Annotated in this window: 17 protein-coding genes and 5 pseudogenes; 6 read left to right on the top strand and 16 right to left on the bottom strand. The window is 60.1% G+C overall.

The window, feature by feature from the left end:
• The first annotated feature begins 69 nt into the window (after positions 1 to 69).
• From ACVTFQ_RS29830 to ACVTFQ_RS29810, 5 genes and pseudogenes are all read left to right on the top strand, one after another.
• Positions 70 to 570: a hypothetical protein gene (locus ACVTFQ_RS29830; protein WP_470424424.1), complete on the top strand. Its 501-nt coding sequence runs from the start codon at positions 70 to 72 to the stop codon at positions 568 to 570.
• A 359-nt stretch (positions 571 to 929) separates the two neighbouring features.
• Positions 930 to 1,382: pseudogene (locus ACVTFQ_RS29825) on the top strand (efflux RND transporter permease subunit); the annotation flags it as partial.
• 19 nt (positions 1,383 to 1,401) lie between these two features.
• Positions 1,402 to 2,649, top strand: a complete 1,248-nt coding sequence (locus tag ACVTFQ_RS29820) for an arsenic transporter (protein WP_470424423.1) — start codon at positions 1,402 to 1,404, stop codon at positions 2,647 to 2,649.
• 336 nt (positions 2,650 to 2,985) lie between these two features.
• Positions 2,986 to 3,917: pseudogene (locus ACVTFQ_RS29815) on the top strand (IS630 family transposase); the annotation flags it as partial.
• A gap of 4 nt (positions 3,918 to 3,921) precedes the next feature.
• Positions 3,922 to 4,035: pseudogene (locus ACVTFQ_RS29810) on the top strand (sugar-binding domain-containing protein); the annotation flags it as partial.
• Between the two features lie 188 nt (positions 4,036 to 4,223).
• On the opposite strand, the gene ACVTFQ_RS29805 reads toward ACVTFQ_RS29810, so the two are convergent.
• From ACVTFQ_RS29805 to ACVTFQ_RS29760, 10 genes are all read right to left on the bottom strand, one after another.
• Positions 4,224 to 4,979: an SDR family NAD(P)-dependent oxidoreductase gene (locus ACVTFQ_RS29805; protein ID WP_470424422.1), complete on the bottom strand. Its 756-nt coding sequence runs from the start codon at positions 4,977 to 4,979 to the stop codon at positions 4,224 to 4,226.
• Between the two features lie 14 nt (positions 4,980 to 4,993).
• Entirely contained in the window at positions 4,994 to 5,764 is a 771-nt protein-coding gene (locus ACVTFQ_RS29800) for an SDR family NAD(P)-dependent oxidoreductase (RefSeq protein WP_470424421.1), read from the bottom strand.
• Positions 5,761 to 7,269, bottom strand: a complete 1,509-nt coding sequence (locus ACVTFQ_RS29795; protein WP_470424420.1) for an FGGY-family carbohydrate kinase — start codon at positions 7,267 to 7,269, stop codon at positions 5,761 to 5,763. Before ACVTFQ_RS29795 ends, ACVTFQ_RS29800 begins: the two co-directional genes overlap by 4 nt.
• A 45-nt stretch (positions 7,270 to 7,314) precedes the next feature.
• Positions 7,315 to 7,650, bottom strand: a complete 336-nt coding sequence (locus ACVTFQ_RS29790; RefSeq protein ID WP_470424419.1) for a carboxymuconolactone decarboxylase family protein — start codon at positions 7,648 to 7,650, stop codon at positions 7,315 to 7,317.
• Entirely contained in the window at positions 7,647 to 9,266 is a 1,620-nt protein-coding gene (locus tag ACVTFQ_RS29785) for an acetoin dehydrogenase dihydrolipoyllysine-residue acetyltransferase subunit (protein ID WP_470424418.1), read from the bottom strand. Before ACVTFQ_RS29785 ends, ACVTFQ_RS29790 begins: the two co-directional genes overlap by 4 nt.
• Positions 9,263 to 10,240: a pyruvate dehydrogenase complex E1 component subunit beta gene (locus ACVTFQ_RS29780; protein ID WP_111564800.1), complete on the bottom strand. Its 978-nt coding sequence runs from the start codon at positions 10,238 to 10,240 to the stop codon at positions 9,263 to 9,265. The genes ACVTFQ_RS29785 and ACVTFQ_RS29780 overlap by 4 nt, the downstream gene beginning before the upstream one ends.
• A complete protein-coding gene (locus ACVTFQ_RS29775; protein ID WP_470424417.1) occupies positions 10,237 to 11,325 on the bottom strand; it encodes a thiamine pyrophosphate-dependent dehydrogenase E1 component subunit alpha in 1,089 nt (362 codons plus the stop codon). The genes ACVTFQ_RS29780 and ACVTFQ_RS29775 overlap by 4 nt, the downstream gene beginning before the upstream one ends.
• 12 nt (positions 11,326 to 11,337) lie before the next feature.
• Complete coding sequence (locus ACVTFQ_RS29770; protein WP_470424416.1) at positions 11,338 to 12,324, bottom strand: ABC transporter permease; 987 nt, start codon at positions 12,322 to 12,324, stop codon at positions 11,338 to 11,340.
• A 13-nt stretch (positions 12,325 to 12,337) separates the two neighbouring features.
• Complete coding sequence (locus ACVTFQ_RS29765; protein WP_470424415.1) at positions 12,338 to 13,843, bottom strand: sugar ABC transporter ATP-binding protein; 1,506 nt, start codon at positions 13,841 to 13,843, stop codon at positions 12,338 to 12,340.
• Between the two features lie 71 nt (positions 13,844 to 13,914).
• Entirely contained in the window at positions 13,915 to 15,045 is a 1,131-nt protein-coding gene (locus ACVTFQ_RS29760) for a sugar ABC transporter substrate-binding protein (protein ID WP_111564803.1), read from the bottom strand.
• Between the two features lie 137 nt (positions 15,046 to 15,182).
• Between ACVTFQ_RS29760 and ACVTFQ_RS29755 the strand changes: the two genes are divergently transcribed.
• Positions 15,183 to 16,172 (top strand): sugar-binding transcriptional regulator, encoded by a 990-nt coding sequence (locus ACVTFQ_RS29755; RefSeq protein WP_181459341.1) that lies wholly within the window; start codon positions 15,183 to 15,185, stop codon positions 16,170 to 16,172.
• 747 nt (positions 16,173 to 16,919) lie between these two features.
• Here ACVTFQ_RS29755 and ACVTFQ_RS29750 read toward each other — a convergent pair.
• From ACVTFQ_RS29750 to ACVTFQ_RS29725, 6 genes and pseudogenes are all read right to left on the bottom strand, one after another.
• Positions 16,920 to 17,411 carry a hypothetical protein gene (locus ACVTFQ_RS29750; protein WP_470424414.1) on the bottom strand — a complete coding sequence of 164 codons (492 nt, stop codon included), beginning with the start codon at positions 17,409 to 17,411 and terminating at the stop codon, positions 16,920 to 16,922.
• A 176-nt stretch (positions 17,412 to 17,587) separates the two neighbouring features.
• Positions 17,588 to 17,965, bottom strand: a pseudogene (locus ACVTFQ_RS29745) (DUF6481 family protein).
• A gap of 28 nt (positions 17,966 to 17,993) precedes the next feature.
• Positions 17,994 to 18,218 carry a hypothetical protein gene (locus tag ACVTFQ_RS29740; RefSeq protein ID WP_470424413.1) on the bottom strand — a complete coding sequence of 75 codons (225 nt, stop codon included), beginning with the start codon at positions 18,216 to 18,218 and terminating at the stop codon, positions 17,994 to 17,996.
• A 125-nt stretch (positions 18,219 to 18,343) separates the two neighbouring features.
• A pseudogene (locus tag ACVTFQ_RS29735) lies at positions 18,344 to 18,551 on the bottom strand (cold-shock protein).
• Positions 18,552 to 18,847: 296 nt separating this feature from the next.
• Positions 18,848 to 19,045, bottom strand: a complete 198-nt coding sequence (locus tag ACVTFQ_RS29730) for a hypothetical protein (RefSeq protein ID WP_111564807.1) — start codon at positions 19,043 to 19,045, stop codon at positions 18,848 to 18,850.
• A 259-nt stretch (positions 19,046 to 19,304) separates the two neighbouring features.
• Positions 19,305 to 19,496 (bottom strand): CsbD family protein, encoded by a 192-nt coding sequence (locus tag ACVTFQ_RS29725; protein WP_470424412.1) that lies wholly within the window; start codon positions 19,494 to 19,496, stop codon positions 19,305 to 19,307.
• Positions 19,497 to 19,646: the final 150 nt, after the last annotated feature.

Raw genomic sequence — 19,646 nt, 5'->3', positions numbered from 1 at the left:
CGCCATTCAGTCTGTGTGTGGACCGACGGTCGTATCGTCAGCCTGTCGAAACCAACAGGAGACACCGCGATGTCCATCGAAGACAACACTCCGGAAGCTCACCCCGACCACAAGCCCCGCCCCCGCAAACGGCCTACGAAACACTTTGCCGCGTTCGCCATCTCGGCTTTCGCCGTCCTGGCAGTCGGCGCGGCAGGCGGTGCAACAGCGATGAAACTCACCAGACCAAGCATCGAAATGGCGCCACTTGCCCCCGTCGTAATCACCAGCCTCAAAGATGGTCGCAGCATCGTAACGATCAAGGGCAATGTTGCAGAAGTCTATGGCAACAAGTTCATCGTGCAGGACGACAGCGGCCGAGCGCTGATCGAGACCGGACCTGCCGGGGATGATGGGAAGCTCGTCGCGGTCGGCGAACCCGTCAGCGTCCAGGGCAGGTTTGAAGACGGATTTGTACACGCGAGCTATATCGTGCATGGAGATGGGAAGACCGACGCGCTACGCCCCCCGCCCGGCCCTCGGCCGCATGGTGGCCCCATGGAAGAGGCCTTGCGTCATATGAAGCCGTAGTCGGCTCTCGTGCTCAGCACTGCCTTAATTAACAAGTTTGGGGGAGCCGGAGAGGACGTTTCTTTCAACGTGGTCTCCAGCTTCCACATTGAGGGCCGTTAGCCTGTCAATCGTTGTCTCTGGTAGGCCGTCGCCTTCCTACAGTCACATGGCGGGACCGAACGCTGACGCGCTCGATAAATTGCATCGGTGGCTCAGGTCTAAGGGAGTAGCGCGTATGATTGAAACTAAAGTCGATGGCGCGCGTTACTCGGCAACTTTCACGGAGAAGCGGGCATGATCAAGCATCTGGTTCAACCGCTTGCCGCGACGGGCAAGCTCACCTCTGCCCAGTCGGACGACTATTTCGCGAATTCGCTTTGACGCTCCTCTCCACACTCCCATCCGCTGGTCTCGGAGCTTTGCTCGCTCTGAATGTGGCGGGGTTTGATTTTGGGCTGGTTGCGATGATTGGAGTCATTCTGCTGATCGGGATCGTCAAAAAGAATGGCATCATGCTCGTTGATTATCCCATACAGTCCGAGCGGGATGACTTTAGGAGTGAGGAGGCAATTGTCCAAGCGGCGGAAATGCGTTTTCGACCGATCCTCATGACCACGATGGCGGCCCTGCTTGGGGGGCTGCCGCTTGCCATTGGGCATGGAGCGGGATCTGAACTGAGGCAGCCGCTCGGATACGCAATTGTCGGCGGCCTGCTGGTCAGCCAATTGCTTACCCTTTATACGACCCCGGTCATTTACCTCTTGCTTGACGGCCTCCGCCGAACGAACAAGCCCCACCCCGACCAGACCCCCGTCCAGAAAGCGGCCTGAAACTCGAATCGGAAACAAGATGAACCCATCGGTCTATACGTTTGCAATCGCGGCCGCGACGGCAGCTGGTGTCGTCGTGCGCCCTTTCCGGCTTCCCGAGGCGATATGGGCTGTCGCAGGCGCAGGCTTGATCCTTGCGCTTGGAATTCTTACGCCTGAGGAGGTTTGGACGGGCGTCACGAAGGGGACCGACGTCTATCTTTTCCTGATCGGGATGATGTTGCTCTCAGAACTTGCGCGCAAGGAAGGCCTGTTCGGTTGGGTTGCGGCTATCGCCACTTCTTGCGCGGACGGTTCTCCAAAAAAGCTGTTCTTCCTAGTTTACGGAGTTGGCATCATCGTCACAGCGCTGTTGTCTAATGACGCGACGGCGGTAGTGCTGACGCCCGCAGTGTACGCCGCCTGCCGTGCGGCCAAGGTCGACAACCCTCTCCCCTATCTGCTGATCTGCGCGTTTATCGCCAACGCCGCAAGCTTCGTCTTGCCGATCTCGAATCCGGCGAACCTGGTTATTTTCGCCGGCGGCGAGATGCCATCGCTGGGTCGCTGGATGACAACGTTCCTTGCGCCTTCGATCGGAGCGATCATCACGACATTTGTGGCCCTTTACCTTACCCAGCGTAAGGCGCTCTCTTGCGAGACGTTGGCCATCGACATTCCCCGCCCCGATCTTTCGCTACCGGCTCTCGTCGCCGGCGCAGGGCTGGTCATTACCGCCATCGTCCTTCTGGGGGCGTCCTGCGCCCATCTGGACTTGGGCATTCCCACCTTCATTGCCGGCACAATCACAACGCTGATTGTTCTTTCCGTTGTCCGGCAAAGTCCAATTCACATCATCCGTGAGATTAGTTGGAGTGTTATACCACTGGTCGCGGGTCTGTTTGTTGTCGTGGAGGCCATCAACCAGACAGGCGTAACAGCGATGCTCGCACAGACGTTACAAACCCTGAGTGCTCATTCCGAAACACGAGCAATTGCAGTCGCAGGGGTTAGCGTGGCGTTGTTATCGAATGTCGTCAACAACCTTCCCGCGGGGCTGTTCGCCGGTAGTGCCGTTGGCCTAGCGCACGTTTCCGATCGGGTGGCGGGCGCGGTTCTCATCGGCGTTGATCTCGGACCCAACCTTTCGGTAACGGGATCCCTTGCGACAATTTTGTGGCTGGCGGCTCTCAGACGCGAAGGGGTCCACGTGAGCGCGCTGTCATTCCTGAAAATCGGATGCGTCGTGATGGCGCCGGCTCTGATCGTCGCCTTGGCTCTACTCTAGCGAAGGTTTCGCGACACGTAACAACAGAGCCGGTTGCTTGAAGTTTTCTGCACGAATGCAGCATGTGACTACTCATGAGGTGGAGTGCGTAGCGCCGGGACAAGCCATCGCTTTCTTGGGAAGAAACCTTTCCAGCAGATTGAATGGAATCGAACCGCCGGCCCTTAACTGGCTTGATTAGCCCTCTCTTTTTTATGTCATTGCGCGACATAGGACTCTATTATGGAACTCACGGCTGGAGAAGGCTTAGCGTTTCCGCGTTTTTCTGAATCGAACGCGATTCAAATCAGTTTTCTTCTGATTCATTGATGCTGGCTGGATGGAGGCAAGCATCCAATGACCGCACCGATATCGAATGATCCTCGCGAGCGCGTTGTTGCCGCCGTAGTGAGTGGCGAAAGCGTTCGTTCAGTGGCGACGCGGTTTGAAATTGCCGTGTCTTAATGGTCCCAGCGCCATCGTGCGACCGGATCGGTTCGTCCCGGCAAGGTGGGCGGCCACCGCAAGCGGATAATCGAACCGCATCGTGATATCATTGTGCAACGGCTCGCCGAAAACCCGCACCTTACGGTGCATGGCCCGAAGGCGGAGTTGTCCGAGCGGGGTATTTCCGTCTCGCACAATACGATTTGGGAATTCCTTCCCAGCGAAGGGCTGCGCTCCCAAAAAAGCGCTGTTCGCCCTTGAGCAGGCGCGTGCCGACGTCGCTCGCAGAAGACAGCGGTGGAAGGCCCTGCAAAATCATCTCGATCCCGAACGGCTGGTCTTCATTGACGAGACCTGGATCAAGACCAACATGTCGCCGATCAGGGGCTGGGGTCCAAAAGGCAAGCGACTGCGGCATTTGCACCGCATGGCCACTGGCGCACGCTGACATTCCTGGGCGCCTTGAGAAACGATCGGCTGACAGCACCCTGTGTCTTCGAAGGACCGATGAACGGCCAGTGCTTCCGCGCCTATGTCGAACAGCAGCTGGTGCCGGTGCTCAAGCCAGGCGACATCGTCGTAATGGACAATCTCCGCAGCCACAAGTCGGCAACCATCCGTCAGTTGATCAAAGCTGCAGTTGCGCGGCTCTGGTTCTGCCGCCCTATTCGCCGGACCTCAATCCGATCGAACAGGCCTTCTCCAAGATCAAACACTGGATGAGAAATGCACAAAAGCGCACCATCGACGACACATGGCGCCATATCGGCAGGCTGGTCGAAACCATCCAGCCCGCCGAATGCCAGAACTACCTAGAAAATGCAGGATATGGTTCCGTTAAATTCGGCCTCGCAGGGGGGCCAGAAGAAGACGATTTCGATCGCTGGCGCACTTCGAGCCGGTGTCATCAATACGCTCATTACCGACAAGTTCACCGCTGCGAGATTGATCGAGCTCTGACGTGTTGCAAACGGCAAGCTCCGTGCCAGCAATTCGGCCTGAATAACGAACTCGAGATGCCACGAGGCGCGATCGACTGACCTGCAGGTCGAAAAGCGGCTTGCCTACGAAAACTCACGCAAAAGGAAAGGCCAGGAGGAAAACCTCCCGGCTTTGCGGGCTAACATGCCCGCAGCAACACAATGCAGTTAACTGAAAACGATACCGCCATCGACGTTCAACGTCTGTCCGGTGACGAAGGCGGCATCGTCGGAGGCGAAGAAGGCGACGGCGCCGACGACATCCTCGGGGTCGCCGATGCGGCGCATGGCGGTCTTATCCTGCCAGCTCTTCTTGACCGTGGGGTCATCCAGATTGACGCGGCCCATGTCGGTCAAAATGATCCCGGGGCAAACGCAGTTCGCCGTGATGCCATCGACACCGACTTCTTGCGCCAGCACCCGCGTGAAACCCATGACAGCGGCCTTGGAGGCCGAATAATGCGCCTGCGACGGCGCGCCGTGCTTGCCGCCGATCGAGGCGATGTTGACGATGCGGCCGTATTTGCGCGCCTTCATTATCGGCAGCACGGACTGGACGACGAGGAAGGTGCCCTTGGCATTCACATCCATGACGCTGTCCCAGTATTCCTCCTTCAGCCCGTCGACATCACCGGCGATCAGGATGCCGGCATTGTTGACGACAGCGTCGAGATGGTCGAAAGCGACGGCGATCGTCCTCGACATGGCTTCGACCTCGCCCTTGTTGCTGACATCGGCAAAGACTGTTACCGCGCGACGGCCGAGCGCCTCGATCTCCGCGGCAACGCTTGCCAGAACGTCTTTCTGCCGTTCGATATCGTTGACCGCGACATCATAGCCGCGCTTGGCGAGCCCAACCGCGATGGCGCGGCCGATGCCGCGGCTTGCGCCGGTCACGAGGGCAGTGCGAATCTTATCGGTCATATCAGATCTCCGGCTCACATTGCGGTGTAGCCGCCATCGATCGTCAGCACCGTACCGGTGATGTAGCTCGATGCATCGGCGGCGAGGAAAAGAACGGCGTTGGCGATTTCACGGGGCTCGCCGAGGCGGCCCATCGGCGTCATGCGCATCCAGGTCTCGAACCATTCGGAATTGCTGCGGCCGCGCAACGTCAGTTCCGTGCCGACATATCCGGGCGCCACCGCATTGACGCGCACGCCGCGTTTCGCCCATTCGACGGCGAGCGATTTGGTCAGAAGATTCACGCCGGCCTTGGCGGCATTGTAGGATACCTGGGGCTGCGGCGTGACCGTGACTTCGCCGCAGATCGAGGAAATGTTGACCATCGCGCCGCGGCCGGCCTCGACCATGCCCCGCCCGAAGGCCTGGGCGCAGATGAAGACGCCGCCGAGATCGATATCCATGACGGATTTCCAGTCGTCGAGGCTCATCTCGGTCGCCGGCGCGTTACGAACGATGCCGGCATTGTTCACGAGAACGTCCACCGGCCCATGGGCGGCGTGGATCGTTTCGACGGCATTCGCAACGGCTGCCGCGTCGGTAACATCAAGCAAAACGCAAGAGGCAGCGCCGCCCGCTCCGATGATCGCGGCGGCAACCACCTCACCCTCAGCCACATCACGGTCGGCAATCACAACCTTGGCGCCGGCTTGCGCGAGGCGCTCTGCGATCGCCCGGCCGATGCCGCGCGCCGCGCCGGTGACGACGGCGAGCTTTCCGTCCAGTCTGAAATCGGCGTCGCTCATGCAGATTGCCCCTTGTTCTCGCTCACCGATTTCAGCGCCGGATAGAGCGCACGGTATTGCTGATAGATCTCGTTATAGAGGCCGACCTCACGTGTGCGCGGCTCGATGCGTTTTCCGGACCGGACCATGGCGGCGATACCGTCGTCGATCGTGGCGAAATGCCCGGCGCCGTGCGCGGCAAGGACGGCGGAACCGATGGAGGGAGCGTCGCGGGAGGCCGGAACGCAGACCGGAAGACCGGCCGTATCGGCATGGATCTGCAACCACAAATCCGATGCGCCGGCCCCGCCACCAATGGTGATCTCGGTGCCGCGATAGCCTGCGTCCGCCATTGCATCAAGGATTGCGCGCGTGCCGAAGCCGATGCCTTCCATGATGGCGCGCATGATGTGCTGCGGCTCATGGGCGAGCGTCAGGCCGACAATCGCGCCGCGCGAGAGCGGATCGGTGTAAGGCGTGCGGTTGCCTTGAAAATGATCCTGGACCAGAAGCCCGTCGCATCCGGGCTCCAGTGCCGCGGCCTTGCGGTTGAGCTCGTCGAGATCCATTGTCCCGTTCATCATGCGGCCGAGCCAGGCGATGATCGAACCGGTGGAGGTCTGGCCTCCTTCGATGATGTACCGATCCGGATAGACACAGTCACGATAGGTGCCCCAGACGCCCGGCGCGTGAACCGCCTTTTCGGTGACGCCGAACTGCAGATGCGACGAGCCCGTGATCAGCGCCAGCTGGCCGGGCTTGGCGACGCCAAGGCCGATCATCCCGATCAGCGCATCGGCGCCGCCCTGCACGAGCTTGACCCTGGTCGAGAGCCCGAGCTCCGCGGCGGCCTTGGCGGAGAGATTGCCGACCACGCCGCCCGGCGGCACCACGCGCTGCGGCCATTTTTCGAGGAGGGCGGACATCCCAAGTTTTTCGACCAGCGAGGCGGCCCAGCCGCCGCGGTCGGTGGCGTAGTGCCAGCGCAGGGTAACGTTGTTCAGACTGGCGGTGCGTTCGCCCGTCAGCCGCAGGGTCATGAAGTCCTGATATTCGCAGATCGTATGCGCGGCCTCGAAGATATGCGGCTCATTGCGGGCGATCCACAGCGCCTTCGGGATCATCCATTCGGCCGAGACCGGACCGCGCCCGCCACCATTGGCGATCAGTGCCGCATCCCCGGTGGCCAGCACCGCATCCGCCTCGGCATTGGCGCGCACATCCATCCAGATGATCGCCGGCCGCAACGCCTTTCCGTCGCGATCGAGCGCCACAACCGTACAACTGGTTGTCGCGAGCGTCACCGCCTCTATCGCCGCGGCATCGACGCCGGATTGCGAAATCACCTGACGCGACGCCTTGACGAAGGCCGTCCACCAATCCTCCGGGTCCTGCTCGGCGCGCGCGCCGGCAGAGAATTTTGTTTCGTACGGAACGGCAATGCTGGCAAGGCAAGTGCCGGAAAGGTCGTAGACGCGTGCCCGAAGACTTTCGGTGCCGCCGTCCGCGGTGAGAAAGTAAGCCATTCTGTCTCCTCCCGCGCCGGCCCTCCCGGCTGGCGCGTCATAGCGCTACTGCAGCGCGCGCATGATTTCCATTGCTTTCGCGCCGTACATTACGGCCGGACCGCCACCCATCTCGATCGCCACGTCGAGCGCCTCGATGAGTTCGTTTTCCTTCGCGCCGTGCTTCATGGCCGCGTCGATGTGGTAGAGAATGCAATCCTCGCATCCCTTCGACACCGCAATCGCGACCGCCATCAGTTCCTTCTGGGCCGAGCTGAAACTTCCGGCGCTGGCGGCAACCTTGCTCACTCTTGAGAAGCCGCCGAAAAGCTCGGGGCTTGCCTTGGCGAGCGTTGCGATGCGCCGCTGGGCGTCTTTCACCTTTTCCTTGATGTCGGTCATGCCTTGGTCCCTCGCGACAGGAGAATTTCGAGCACTTCCTTGGTCTGATCCCACTGCGGCATGTGGCCGGAACGGGCGAGCAGATGCACCGCGACGCGCGGCGGCAGCGAAAGAACTTGCTTCCAGGGGATGATCCGGTCTTCGAGACCGAAGAGCACGCGCACCGGCAGCTCCGCCGATAGTCTCTCAATCGCCGCGAGACTGTCGACCTTCTGCCCGGACGGGCCCGCGATCGCCTCAGCCAGCGAGACGAGCCGTCCCTTCGAAAGCGAGGCGGCCAGACCATTCAAGGCCGCCTCCGACAGATCGACGCCGTGCACCGAGAGACGCCGTAGGAGATGCGCGACTTCGCCGCCCGTTTTCGCCGACGCCATTCCATGAACGAAGTGCCCGTCGATATCTGAGCCGAGACCGGCCGGTGCGATCAGCGAGATCGATGCGACTTTCCCGGGCGCTGCCGTTGCGAGGCCGAGTGCGGCGACGGCGCCGAGCGAATGGGCGACGATCTCCACCTTCGAAAGCTTGAGTGCATCGAGGAAGGCCGGAAGATCGGCGGAGAGATCCGTGGCCGCGTTGGCGACGCTGTTGGTCAGCCCGTGGCCGGGAAGATCCACCACGATGACACGTCGCCCTGCCCGCTTGAGGCCGGCAGCAACCGCGGCCCAAGTAGTCCTGTCGCCGGCAAACCCGTGAACCAGAAGGATCGGGTTGCCCTCGCCCTTGCCGCTGTCGAGATAGGCCAGGCAGCCGCACGCGAGTGTCGCGAATTGAACGTCGGCAGGTGACGCGGCAGGCGCAATGCCGCCTTCGACAACAGCCAGAACATCAGCCTTTTCGATTCGACCGCGACGGCCGGTGCCGACAAGCGTTTCGACATTAAGACCGTGCCGTCTGGCAAGACGACGGGCAAGCGGTGTTGCGCGCACGCGGCCATCGGACCGCGTAACACCCGGTTTCCTGACGGGGGGCGCATTCGTCACCGCTTGCCCGTGGGTGGGGCCAGCTGGTCGAGCGGCGGCCTCATCAACGGCAATCGACTCGCCCGGGACCTCGATGCGGGCGATCGGGTCGCCCACGGTCACCATCTCGCCATCATCGCGCAGGATCGAGACGAGTCGGCCATCCGTCAGCGCCGGAAACTCGGCGATCGTCTTGTCGGTCTCGATCTCGATGATCGCTTCGCCGCGAGCAAAGCTGTCACCCGGCGCCTTCAGCCACTTCACGACGCGGCCCTCTTCCATGGTTTCGCCGAGACGCGGCATGGCAAGGTCGGTTTCCGTGAAGGCGGCCGCGGGTGTTTCCATGGCGGATGCAGCCGCGGCTTCATCCGCCGGCATGGCCTCCGCACCCTCGTCGGCCGTCCAGTCCGGGCCGGTGCCGATATCGATCCTGGCAAGCGGCTTGCCGACCTCGATGACATCGCCGATCGAGACCAGAATCTCCTCCAGACGGCCATCGCCGAGGGCGGGAAACTCCGCGATCGTCTTGTCGGTCTCGATCTCGATGATCGAATCACCGCGCTGGAAGCTGTCGCCGGGCTTCACCAGCCAGCCGACGACCTTGCCCTCGTCCATGGTTTCCCCGAGCCGGGGCATCTTGAGAACCCGGATCGTCATGACAACATGCGCTCCGCGATATCGGCGATGCTGCGCGGCGACGGTACGCTGCCGGATTCGAGTTCCTGCGACACCGAGATCGGAATGTCCTCGCCGGCCACGCGCACGACGGGCTGCTCCAGGAAATCGAAGCATTCTTCCGAAATGCGTGCGGCCAGTTCCGCCGCGACACCCGATGTCATCACGCCCTCGGAGACCACCATCGCCTTGCCGACGCGCTCGACATGCTCGCGCACGGTATCGAAATCGAGCGGATTGAGGGTTCTGAGATCGATGACCGTGACCTCGATCCCCTTCTTCGCCAGCGCATCGGCCGCTTCCAGTGCATAGAAGACCTGACGCGAATAGGTGATGATGACGAGGTCGTCACCGGTGCGGCGTACGGCCGCCTTGCCCCATGGTAGGGCCTCGGCCTCGAAATCGACCTCTTCCTTGCGGGTGTAGAGCGACTTGTGCTCAATGAAAACGACTGGGTCGGGCTTGGTGAGGCTCTGGCGCAGCAGATGATAGGCATCGGCCGCGGTCGCAGGCATGGCGAGCCGCAATCCCGGCGTATGCATGACCCAGGCCTCAAGGCTCTGCGAATGCTGCGCGCCTGCGGAACGGCCGGTGCCACCCTGGGTGCGCAGCACCATGGGCACACCAATCTGGCCGCCGAACATGTAGCGGATCTTTGCAGCCTGGTTGGCCAGCTGATCCATGGTCATGCCGAGGAAGTCGATATACATCAGCTCGGCAACGGGCCGCAGGCCGGTCATCGCGGCACCCACGGCCGCGCCGATGATGGCAGGTTCGGAGATCGGCGTGTCGATCAGCCGCTCCGGTCCATGTGTCTTGATCAAGTCCTTGGTGACACCATAAGCGCCGCCATAACGTCCGACCTCTTCACCGATGACGACGATGGTCTCGTCTTCGGTCATCGCGTCGTCCAGCGCCTTGCGCAGCGCATCTCTGTAGGTGGTCGAGGTCATCATGCATCATCCCTGGCAAGAACACGGTCGATCCGGACGCTAACGGGTTCCGGCTCCGGCTCGCCGACCGCATAGACGTCTCGGAACATGGAGGTGAGTGGAGGCGCCTTGGATTCGACCGTGAAGTCGATCGTCGCGTCCATTTCGGCGACAATCTCCTTGTCCATCGCGTCGAGCACGCTTTCCGTTTCGAGTTTCTGGGCGATCAGCTTCTCACGGGCAAACAGCACCGGATCTTTCTTGCGCCCCTCGATCTCCTCGGCCTCGGCGCGGTATGGGCTCTTGTCCATGCGCGCATGGCCGAAGAACCTGTAGACCTCGACCGAGAGGAAACCGGGCTTGCCGGCGCGGGCGTCGTCCATGAGCCCGCGGGCCGCCGCCTCGACTTCTTCCACATCATGGCCGTTGACCACGGCGCCATTGAGACCGAAGGCCTTGGCGCGCTCGTCGAACCGGCTGCTTTTCGTTGCCTGATCGATCCGCGTACCCATTCCGTATTGGTTGTTGACGCAGACAAAGAACACCGGAAGCCCCCAGAGGGCGGCCATGTTCATGCTCTCGTAGAGGATGCCCTGTTGCATGGCGCCGTCGCCGAAGAATGCAACCGAAACGGAGTTCTGCTTGAGATGCTTGCTTGACAGGCCGGCACCGACGACGGCAGGGATGCCGCCACCGACGATGGCATTGGCGCCAAGATGGCCAAGCGCCATGTCGGCGATATGCATGGAACCGCCCTTACCCTTGCAGTAGCCAGTCTCCTTGCCGCCGATTTCGGCCATCATCTGCTTGGGGTCGGCGCCGCGAGCCAGAAAGATACCGTGCCCGCGGTGATGCGTGGTGAAGGTATCCTGCGGCTGCATGGCGGCACAGACACCGGCCGCGCTCGATTCCTCACCGATCGACAGATGAAGCATGGAGCCGGCCGACTGGCCGCGAATGAAGAGCTCCCCGACACGCTCCTCGAAGGTGCGGATGCGCCGCATGACGCGATAGAGATCGACGAGCTGGCTGTTGCGCTTCGGCTGTGCGTCGGATGTCGGTGTGGAACCGCCGGCCGCGGCCTTCAGCTGATTTTGATCCTGAGACACAATATGATCCTTTTAGAAAAAGCGGATTTCGCCACGCAGCACCGCAAGGGCCACCGCCGCGATCATCACGACACCGCGAACGATGTTCTGGAGGTAGAAGGGTGCGCCCAGCAGGTTGAGACCGTTGTCGAGCATCCCGATGATGATCACGCCGATGATCGTGCCTTCGACGGACGCCCTGCCCGGACGGAAACAAGTCATGCCGATGAAGACAGCCGTCAGCGCGTCCATGAGGTATGGTTCACCCGCGCCCGGCTGGCCGGTGCCGAGGCGTGCGGTCAGCATCACGCCGGCGACAGAGGCACCTGTCGCGGAGATCATCAGAGCGATCTGGCGGCAGCGATTGACGTTGATGCCCGAGAGGCGCGCGGCAACGATGTTGGTTCCGGTCGCAACCGTGGCGCGTCCGTAGCGGGTCTTGTTGATCAGCGTATGGACGACGATGACGACGATGATCGCGATCAGCACCGGCACGGGCAGGAACCCAAGGATGCGGCCGGTCGACAGGTAGTAGAAAGAGTCCGGCATCTGGGCGTAGATGGAGTCGCCGCCGCTATAGGCGTAGTTGATGCCGAGCGCGATGGGTCCCATCCCGAGCGTCGCGATCAGCGAGGGTATGCGCAGTTTTGTCACCAGGAAACCGTTGACGATACCGATGATAAGACCTGCCAGGATCGATAGCGGGATCGCCACGACAACCGGCTGGTTGTTCAAGACGAGCAGGCCCGCGATGAGCATGGAGGACAAACCGGCGACCTGTCCGACCGACAAGTCGAACTCGCCGCTGACGACAGCGACGGTGAGCGCGCTCGCGACGACGGTCAATGCCGAGATCTGGATGAGGACGTTGCTCAGATTGTTGGCGCTGAGAAAGCGTGGACTAAAGATAGAAAAGACGACGAAGATCACCAGCGCGGCGAAGACGGTGCCGTAGCGGCTTGCGAAGTCGATCCAGTTTATCGGGCGTGGCCCCTGAACCTTGATAGAGCTCTCTCTCACTGTCGTCTGTCCTTCAATTGGTTTTCAAGAGCAGGGCCTCTTCGGTCATTTCCGCCGCCGGGAAATGATCACGAAGCGTGCTGTCCGAGATGCAATAGATGCGATCGCAGATGGCGATCAGTTCGGTGAATTCGGCGCTGGTGACGATCACCGTGCCGCCGCGCCTGGCGAGACGTCCGATCAGATCGTAGAACTCCGCCTTGGCGCCGACGTCGACGCCCTCGGTCGGATTGTCGAGCAGGAAGATCTGGTTCTTCAGGCTGGCCTCGCTCAGGCCCGGCCGCGACAGCCAGCGCGCGAAAGAAACCTTCTGCTGGTTGCCGCCCGACAGTTCCTGGACCTTCTGGCCCTGTCCGGCGCATTTGATCGCCAGCGCCGAGATGAGCTCGCCGGCCCGTGCCTTCGCCATCCGGCTGGACATGAAACCTCGCGACGACAGCCCGGCCAACGATGCGGACGAAAGATTTTCCTCGACCGTCAGCGCACCGAACATCGCCGTGTTGATACGATCGGCGGGCACGGAGTAGATGCCGCTCACGACCGCGTCACCCACGGTTCTCGGCAGCCCGGTCTTATCGAAGAGCTTGACGCTCCCCGTCTCGGCCGGACGACGGGCGCCGGCAAGACACTGAAGAAACTCGGTTTGCCCTGCCCCGATCAGCCCGGCGATGCCGACAACTTCGCCGCGGTTCGCCTCGAAGTGACCGACATGCAGATTGGCGACCTTGAGGCTATCAACGGAAATGACGGTGTCGCCGGCAACGGCGGAAGAAGCGCGCTTTTCCCGCACGACGCTACGGCCGATCATCATCTGTACGATGTCCTCGCGCGTCAGATTTTCATCGACGACGCCCTGATGAACCAACCGTCCGTCCTTGAGAACGACGACGCTGTCGCAGTGCTCGAGAACTTCCTGAAGGTGGTGCGAGATGAAGATCACGCCGATATTCTTCGCCCGCAGTTGATCAATGAAGGCGAACAGTCGCTTGCTTTCGCCGAGCGTCAGCGTCGCAGTCGGCTCATCGAGGATCAGGATGCGCGGGTTCGTCGCCAGCGCTTTCAGGATATCGACGATCTTCTGCTCGCCGGGGCCCAGGTCTCCGCATTCCACATCGATATCGATATCGACGTCGAAAGCCCGCCATAGCGCTTCCGCGCGCCGGCGAAGCTCGCGCTTGTCGATCAGGCCGAAGCGTGTCGGCTCACGGCCGAGCTCAATGTTCTGAGCGCCGGTCAGGCGCGAGATCGTCATGTTGTGCTGGTGCGCGACGGACACGCCGGAAGCGACCGCATCGCGCACGGTCCTGTAGGATTGCTTCTGTCCGTCGATATAGATCGCGCCCCGGTCGGCCGGATGCGCACCGCAGATCACCTTGATCAGCGTCGACTTGCCAGCGCCGTTGGCACCGACCAGCGCCAGGACTTCGCCGCCTTTCAGCGAGAGGCTGACATTTTGCAATACCTGCACACCGCCGAAAGCCTTCGAAACGGCTTCGACCCGCAAAAGTTCTTCACTCATGGTACGTCGCTTTTATTGATCCAAGGCTGGAACAGGGGCCGGCAGCCGAGGCTGCCGGCCGGCTTGGGAGGTCAGCCTTTCATGCCCTTGAGCACGCGGTCCTGGTACAGGTAGTAGAGGTCGGTTGCCGACCAGGGCTGGTCGTCCTTGCCGGGGACGTTGACTTCGCTGACGAGCAGCGGGGTCGGGAACTCGACGATCGGAACCGGAACGAGTTTCTTGGCATCGCCGCCCTTGCCGACGATCTCGTTGACGAGCCAGCCGCAATAGGCGCCCCAGAGTTCGAAAGCTTGGGCGCTGGTGGCCTTCTGCGGCCACTTGGCGCCGCCATCGCGCATTCTCTGAAGCGCGGTCGGATGGCCATCGGCGCCGACGACGAAGATCTTGTCCTGCAGGCCCTTGGCAACGATCGCCTCGGAGGCGGCCATCGCCGGTTCATCCCATGGGCACCAGATGCAATCGAGCTCGTCCCCGTAGCGGGTCAGCCAGTCGTTGACGATGTTCTGGGTCTTTTCATAGAAGCCGTCATACTGGATGACGCGGGAGTCGACCTGTTCGATCCAGCTGTTTTCCGACAGCAAAACCTCGAGAACCTTGCCGCGCTTGCGCGTGCCGTGGTGGAAGTTGGCGATGATCGAGGCGATCTTGGCCTTGCTCTTGCCAGCGCCAAGCAGGCGGTCGGCCATATACTGCGACGGCGCGCCGCCGAGAATATAGTTGTTGCTGGTCAGGTCGGCGATCGCCGGGTCCTGCCATCCAGAATCGATGCTGAAGAAGGGGATTCCCGAGGTCTTGACGGTGTCGAGGGCGGCATGGGCCGCCGTCAGCGTCGCGAAGAGGACGATGATGGCATCGACCTTGGCGGTCACGGCATCCTGGATTTGCGAGACAAGCTTGCCGGGATCGCCCTTGGCATCCGTCAGGTTCATCTTCCAGGTCTTGTCGACGCCCATCCCCTTCATCCAGGTCTGCATACCTTCCCAGGCGCGCTGATCGGACTGGGCGGACATCTGCTGGCCGATGACGGCGATATTGAGCGGCTTGTCGGCCGCGAATGCCGGCGTCGAGCCGAGCAGGAATTCAGCCATATTGGGCATGGTGGCGGCAGCGGCGGCGACGCCGCCGGCACGTCCGCCCCACTTGAGAAGGTCACGGCGCGATACGCCCCCGACCGTCGGCGATTGATCGTCAGTCTCAGTCATCAAATCCTCCCAGATAACTCACTTGCTCCTTCAAGCATGATCATTTGTTCAGTCGCTGCACAAAAAGTCAAATAAAAAATACTTTTGATCAGCGAATGAACAAATGATAGACCGGTCCACAGAGAAGGATGCACGCTATGATCGAACGGGACCAAAGCGAAAACGACGTCATGGTGAGAGCTGCCTGGCTCTATTATGTCGCTGAAAAAACACAGAATGAGATCGCCTCGATCTTGGGGCTTTCGCGCGTGAAAGTCGCAAGACTGATCGCGGATGCGCGGACAAGCGGCATTGTGACGATCGACATCGATCATCGTCTTTCCGCGCAATCGGAGCTCGAGGAGCGCATCAGAACCAAATTCGATCTGAAGTTCTGTTACATCACACCGCCATCCGACGATGAAGACGCCGGGGGTGAATCGCGCGACGTTCAGGAGGCGGTCGCCCGTCGAGGGGTCGGCATGGTCGCGGCGAGATTTCTGCGCACGGTTTTGATGCAGGAGCAGTCGAAGGAGACGGTCATCGGCCTCGCCTGGGGCCGGACCATCAGCGCGATGGCCGACGCATTCCTGCCCGTCAATACACCCGATGTGCAGTTCGTTTCCCTGCTTGGTTCATTGACGCGATCTGCCTCGGCCAATCCGTTCGATGTCGTGCAAAAGATCGCCTCGAAGACCGGCGGCCAGGCGAAATATCTTCCCGTACCCTTCATCGCCGACAGTGAGGAGGACAGGGAAGTCTTCATCCAGCAAAGGGTTGTCCAGGATATCATCAGGACAGCGATGCGCGCGCAGGCATGCTTCATCAGCGTCGGCGAATGCGATTCGGGGTCGTTCCTATCGCGCTATGGCTATCTGTCGAAGGAGGACCTTGCCGCGCTCAACGAACTCGGCGCGGTGGGCGACACGCTTGGCCTGTTCTTCGACGAAAACGGAAACTACATCGATTCCCAAATCTGCCGGCGCACGCTTGCAATTAACCTCTCGGATCTCTCGCACAGCGATATTATCCTGCTGTCGGCGGGCATCGCAAAGGTCCATGCGACCCATGCGATCTTGAAAGCTGGATTCATCACTGGCTTGGTGATTGATGCGGAGAGTGCCAAGCAACTCGGCCAGCTCTTATAAACCTCATTTGTCATGGCGGCTCGGGGGAGAACTCAATGCCTGAGCCTAGAAAACAATGCCTTGGAACAGCGTCTCTGAATTGATGCGATATGAACAGACAACACCAAAACTATGCCGGCTCCTGCTTGTCGCATCAATTTCCAGCTTCAACCTGAACTCTGTAAAGAGACGAGCACTCCAGCCTGCTTCAATAAGGCCGGTCAGATCGCAAAAGAGCCCGAAGAGGGGCGCTCAACAGGCTCCAAAAAGCTCAGTGTTCTGGTCCCAGGAGAGAACCGGCACCGGGCAATTACTACTTGCTCATATATTCCAGCCAAGAGCGAATCTAATTGCTCTGCCTGGTCCCCCCACACCTGGTTCGTCATTCGCCTGCCCCAAGGCCTGACTTCCCGCCAGCGCCCCCAGCGCCGCCTTTGCCCGGCCTGTTACCTATGCCGGGCCTCCCGGCTTTGGCATCTTGTCCCGATATTCCGTTCTTCGCAGATTTCGTCATCATATCCTCCACGGTAGATGTCTGCTCCGACGCTAGCGGGTGAGTGCGAGTGCCGTCCAAGTCCCATTTCAAAGTAGTATCCGACGAGGAAAGAGCCCTGCGGCGCCGCTATCTCGCGGCCTGGTTATTGCGGCCCGCAGATACGAAAATTGGGCAAGGCCGAGATATTGGTGACCCTCGACTTTTAGCGTGACGGCCTCTCAAGAGTTGCGAAATTTCGTCAGCCGTCTTCCGTCCACGTTTCGCTGGAAAGGTCAGTGAATCCGTCGCTCTGCCAGTGGTGTGATGCCTTGCACCGCGTACCGATGCATGCCCGAGAAGTAAAAGCTATGTTGCCGGGTCTTTGGCCTATCGAAATTTCGGTGCAACGCGTCGGAAAGTTGAGCTGGCTCACGGAAACCTTGGTGGAAGAGCCTGATTATCAGCCTCGCCGCAATACGGAGCTCATTATCAGGCGATACCGAAATATCGCCCCTGTAGCCGTAGCCATAAAGCACAGCTTTCAGCATGCTGAGGTCTTTGACTGCAAGATTGGTGGTGTCAATCGCGGAAGACATATCGTCCTCCTTTCGGTCAGGGCGAAGCGGATGGGCTTCAATCGACAGCGCCCGTTCAATGGCTGCCGAGACCGGCAACTTGCGCTTAATCTTGAACGATAGCAAATGAATTAGTCGAAGGACAATTAACAAGCATACCGCACAGTTGGCGAAGAGATTCTCCCCCGCTATCCTTGATGTCTCCACCATCCAGAAGTTCGTCGGCTGGGTAGAGACAAAACCACCAGACTTCTAGGATGAGGCAGAAGAGCGCGGTCGCCGTCGCTGAAGATCGGGCATGAGTCTCATTTCGGCTGAGAACGTCGCGCGACGCACTCGTACCAATCGCGTGCTGCCCTTTGGCCGGCAGATCTCGCCCTCAAACGTTAGGCTTGTCTCGCCTTGCGATTTGCGTAGCGCCTGTCTCGTTCGGCTCTACAAGCGGCTTCATCCTCGATCAATCGAGCGACACGATTATGCTCAGCCGCTGCGTGTGCTCGGATCTCGGCCGTGGCAGCTTCAAGCGCAGCCGCCTGCTTCGGCCACCTTGGCATCGAGCAGCGCAAGCTCTTCCTGCTTGACGCGGTCTCGTTCAGCGCGGCGGGCATCGCGCGCTTCCACGACGACGATGCGCTGGGCTTGCCTTACCGCCTTCAGTGGCTCCGCCGCTGTCTTGGCTGCCTGATAGGCTTTGAGCAGAGATGCCTTGCATTACCAGCTGCGGATCGTCGATCCGCGAGTTCGTTTTGTCTGCCATTTTTCAAAAGGGGACCCTAACGTTTGGGGGAACAATCAGCGCAGAAGGCTGCGCTTGGCGAGCAAGGCGGACGCTGCGGCAGCCTGGTCGGCGAACTCTTTGGCCTGCCTCGCCTCCCGCAATCTATGCGTCTTGGCCTCACGAGACCGGGTCATCGCTTCAAGCTCGTCCATCGCGTTATTTTTGCCGAAAAACGGCGTTTGAATGTTACCGAAGGCGATCTCCGCCGTCTGGCGTGATTTACTATAGTGTTGTGTCATTGAAGAATCCTAACTGGCCTACCGTGTGAACCACAAAAAACGCCAGGCAGAGTGCCTGGCCCACGATCGAAAACGCGCTCCCAGCAGTGCCAGTACATCCGTGGTCAAAGGGAAGCAGATATCGATCAAGCTGCCTGCAAGTTGCAGCCGGACATCTTGCCTGGCTTCATGTCGCGCTCAAGCTCGTAGCCAAGCTTCTTGCCTTCAGCGATTTCTCGCATACCGGCGCTCGACAGCGGAAATATGGACAAAGGCGTCAGCGCCGCCATTGTCAGGCTCGATGAAACCAAAACCCTTGGTGGAATTGAACCATTTTACAGTGCCTTTGGTCATGATGAACCCTTTCAAAGCAACGTTGACATATCGCAGCGCAGACGGCGTTGCGAGTGGTAAAACCGATGTTCTGAAGAGGGAAGTTCGTCCAAGACGCGGTTGCTAGGGCGCAATAAGCAAAGCTCAGAAAGCAAAAGATCGTTGAGACAGAAGTAGGACGGAAGAGGCGGAATGTCAACTTTTAGTTTTTCACGGAACGCTGACTAGCGAATAAGTTGTGACTTTATGGGTCGCATCTCGTATGAAAAAAGTTTAAATAACGCTTTTAACTCAATGGTCTGAGCGAGGATGCAGGTTCAAAAGCGCGGTCCAAGCTTTGCCGGACGGGAATTGTCTCGTTTCGGAAGCGAGTTGGCGAAAGCAGCGGCCTCGCCGGAATATGGAAAATCATCGCCGACCTGATCACTTCCTTCGTAAACCCTAAAGGTTGGGCCATCGATCTCGACGATCTTGTAACCGTTGACGTATTCGAATTTCGGTGTTTTCCAACTCATGCGGCGCAATTCCTCGATAAACCAGTACAACACATTCGATGTGTAACACCCCTGTTTAGCACGAATGGGACCTCGAACCAGGCTTTTGCATTGCGCTTGGCTTGCCGCTGAAGACGTTAGGTGAGTTGTGCTCCGCGAGAGCGGCGTCTGACGAATTACCGCGAAAGGACCAAGAGCTGCGGTCCTGAAGCAGCAAGCTAAATCCAAAATAAAGGGCCGCTAAAAGCGGGGCCGACAATCGGCTTGCCCAACATCAAGCTCACGTTTTATCGATGATGCTCTTGACGGCATCTTTCGCATGGCCTTTGGCCTGCTGCGCATCGCCCTTGGCTTCCTGGGCGGCGCCTTTTGCTGCCATGCTGCGAGTGTCAGTGGCATCGCCTACCCCCTGCTTCGATTTGCCAGCGATCTCATTGGCCTTGCCAAATATTTTGTCGGATGTCGAACCCATGCTTGTATTCTCCTGTTCGACGGAATCGCACGGCCTTCAAGTCGCTACCCGGTCACACGCCGGGGAAGTCCATCCCTGGCCGCTTAACGAACCGCTCAAGTGTCAAACTCTTCCCATCCGGCGTTCCGGACCGCCTCGCCGAGGCTTTGC

The organism is Rhizobium sp. O111, from assembly GCF_055616315.1.
The sequence above is the reverse complement of the archived record's forward strand: the minus strand, read 5'-3'. Positions and strand labels throughout refer to the sequence as shown.